Annotated in this window: 4 protein-coding genes; 1 reads left to right on the top strand and 3 read right to left on the bottom strand. The window is 58.1% G+C overall.

Translation table 11 applies throughout. The features are described from left to right. Positions 1-227, bottom strand: a 227-nt coding sequence (locus tag ACIREA_RS29375) for a glycosyltransferase family 2 protein (protein WP_397385877.1), incomplete at its 3' end; no start/stop codon positions are given. 124 nt (positions 228-351) lie between these two features. On the opposite strand from ACIREA_RS29375, the gene ACIREA_RS29370 reads away from it, so the two are divergent. Beyond that, entirely contained in the window at positions 352-1707 is a 1356-nt protein-coding gene (locus ACIREA_RS29370; protein WP_397385876.1) for an O-antigen ligase family protein, read from the top strand. Here the strand turns inward: ACIREA_RS29370 and ACIREA_RS29365 are convergent, their stop codons facing one another. Both ACIREA_RS29365 and ACIREA_RS29360 read right to left on the bottom strand, forming a co-directional pair. Next, positions 1708-2373, bottom strand: a complete 666-nt coding sequence (locus ACIREA_RS29365) for a response regulator (RefSeq protein ID WP_397385875.1) — start codon at positions 2371-2373, stop codon at positions 1708-1710. 131 nt (positions 2374-2504) lie between these two features. After that, a partial coding sequence (locus tag ACIREA_RS29360) for an acyltransferase family protein (protein WP_397385874.1) occupies positions 2505-3171 on the bottom strand: 667 nt, incomplete at its 5' end.

Here is a 3171-nt window from a genome sequence, read left to right as displayed (position 1 = left end):
TGCTTGAGACCGTAATTGAGCACACGCGCATGATGGTAGGGCTGCGACCATGCAATCACCCGGCCTCCCGCTTGAGTGATCAGCGCAGCTGAATCGTCCGTGCTTCCGGTGTCCACGCCGAGGATGAAGAGGGGCCGGATGGTTTGCGCCTGCAGTCGTTGCAGCACACGCGGAAGTGTGGCTGCGGAGTTCTTGAAGCGGATGAGGACACCGATGGTGGGACGCATGCTGGAGAAGAGGTGAGTCGAAATCTAAATGCGTGCGGGGGTGTTTGCTCCCCCCTCAATCGGGGGCGGTGAGATGATGCGGTGTCAGGGCTTGATTTCAGCTGTGAAGGATCTTTTCAAACTCTTGATTGCCCTGCTGCTCTACGGCGGTTTTGCGCCGTTGCTCGGGGTGATGATGGCATCGCGGCGCGCCTGGCAGCGGGCGTTGTTTGGACTGATGATTTTCATGCCCACACTGCAGCCGGGAAGATTCACGCTGATGATTGGCAGCATCGAGAAGTACCGTGGCCACACCAAGGGCTATGAGGTTTCCCTGATCGAGGTGTTTGCCATCGCTCTGATCATCGCCGTGGCGCAAAGTCCGCGTGATCCGGCGGTGCCGCCGCGCAAAGGGTGGCCGCCTGGAACATGGGTGTATGCAATGTGGACGGTGGTGGGATTGCTTTCCGTGGCCAATGCCTGGGATGCTTCGATGGCTTGGATGGCCTTTTCGCGTTTTGGCAAAGGCACGCTGATCTTTGTGGCGGCTGCGATGTATCTGCGTGATGACAAAGATCTGCGAGCCGCCTTGATCGGGCTGGGGCTCAGCCTGGTGGTGCAGGGCTGGATTTGCATGAAGATGCGCTACCTCGAAGGCTACTTTCAGATCAAGGGCTGGTTTGAGCATCAGAACCCCATGTCCATGTGGGCGTACATGACGGCCTGCGTGGTGTTTGCGGCTGCTTTGCACAAGGATATCAAAGGGCGGCTGCTGTGGCTGTGTGTGCTGCTTTCGGTTTCACGGGCTGCACTGGCCGCGTATGCCGTGGGGGCTGCGATCGTACTTGGCATGGCATGGCTGCGTGGCCCCGGGGTGCGCACGGCAGTGTTTTCTGTGATGGGTGTGGTGGGTGCCGTGATGGTGATGATGTTTGCCATGGACTCGCTCAATTCACGCCTCAAGGAGGTCAAGGAGAGCAAGGAAAAGAATGCCGAGGATCTGCGTCCGGTGCTGAACCGCCAGTGCCTGGCCATGCTGCACGATTACCCGCTGCTGGGAATCGGCTGGAACAACTATGGCCTCGCCAACAGCCGTCCGCTGGGCGCGAAATACAGCGCCATTTTGGAGGAATGGGACGCTGAGCGCGGTTTTGCGATCATTGATGAACTTTACTGGGGCAATCCGCTGACGGAAAGCCTCTACTACCTGCTGCTGGCGGAGAACGGGTGGATGGGCTGGTCGCTGTTTCTGCTCTTTGAGGCGGTCACGCTTTGGTGCGCGCTACGAGCCTGGCTCTATCATGGCAAAAGCCTGATGGGCTATGTCGCTTTCGGCATTCTCGTGGCGCTGTCTATCTGCTACCTGCATGGAACGGTGGAGCGCATTCTGACGCAGACAAAGAATCTGTCTCACTGGCTCATGCTCGCCGGGATGGTGTCCGGGATGGAGATGAGCCGCAGGGCGGCAGTCCGAAGCAAGAAGCAGCTGCGTGTGCGCTGATCAGAAGGCCAGTGCCGGCCCCTGCTGGTTGCGGACATATTTCAGCACGGCTTCGGTGCGTGATCTGACCTTGAGCTTGTGATAGATGGTCTTTAAATAATCACGAACGGTTTCATAGCTGATTCCCATCTCATAGGCGGCTTCTTTGGCGCTCAGACCTTTCACAAACAGACCCAGCAGTTCATTTTCACGGTGCGTGATGCCGGGGATGCGGGGCTGAACTTTTGCCGATTTGGTTTGGAACGCCGAAATCACCACGCGCGAAATGGCTGGACTCAGCGGGCCACCGCCGATCGCGGCGGCGCGCACGGCTTCGAGCAGATGCTCGGTCGGTGCGGTCTTCAGCACGTAGCCGCATGCACCGGCCTTTAGCGCGGCGAAGACCTGCTGCGGGGTGTCATCGCCAGTCAGCATGACAAATGCTGTGGCAGGCATGTGGCATTCGAGCATGCTCAAGCAATCAATGCCGGTCTTTCCCGGCAGCTTCATGTCGAGCAGCACAACATCCGGCCTGGAGTCCAAGATGGATGCCACGGCTTGTTCGGCGTTGTTGAAAATATCCAAAAGGTTAAAGCCACGCTCTGGCACCAAGATTTTTCTCAGAAACGCCTGAAAATGAGGATCATCCTCGACACAGGCGACGCGAATGGAGGGAGGGGTGTTCATGATTTTGGAAGCTCAAAAGGAACACTGGAATTGTGTTACAATGGTACGCTCCGAACGAAACACGCAGACCGCAAGCCGGGTCGTTTCAAATCAGGCTTTGGAGGCAAGAATGAATCGAGGTTTAGGCTTAGCTAAACTTGATTCAACACTAATGCGCCCGATTGCTTATGCTCTGCTGGCTTACTGCTGCTACCGAGACGGCGTCTCAGGCGCAAGAAGGGTTTTTCGACCCACTGATGCATCATCCAGGAGGCTGCGAGCGTGAGGAGGAATGCTACGGTGCCACGAAGCAGCATGAGATGGAGATGGCTCAGACCTTCAGGTGCAGGCAGCCAGTGCGAGACGAGTGACAGCAGCAGCGCGTGCGTCAGGTAAAACGCGTATGAAAGCACGCCTAGACGGCTGGCCCAGCGCCAGTTCAAGAAACGCAGGGGCAGGGCGTCGGAGTAGCGGATGACGGCGATGAAGACAGGCATCAGGGCAAGTCCTTGAAGAGTGTAACGCCATGTCTCGCGAAAAGGGACGCTGCGGATGACGAATGTGGCCAGCAGGAGGGCGACACAGGAAGGCAACAGCAGCCAAAGCCAGTGACTGCGCCGAATGCGCGTGGGATCCAAGGCAGGATTTCCCCAGACTGCGAGAGCACAGCCGAAGAGCAGGCCATCCAGACGAGTGTCCGTGGCATGGCAGGTGCGTGGATGGTGAGCTGAGCCGGAGTGCAGATCAATGGCGGAGAATTGATGCACCAGCAGCATGCGCCACGCGAGTACGGCGGCGCAGAGAGTCAGCAGCAGGGCG

It is taken from the genome of Prosthecobacter sp. (assembly GCF_044373815.1).
Taxonomy (GTDB): Bacteria; Verrucomicrobiota; Verrucomicrobiia; order Verrucomicrobiales; family Verrucomicrobiaceae; genus Prosthecobacter.
This window is presented reverse-complemented; position numbering and strand designations above follow the sequence as displayed.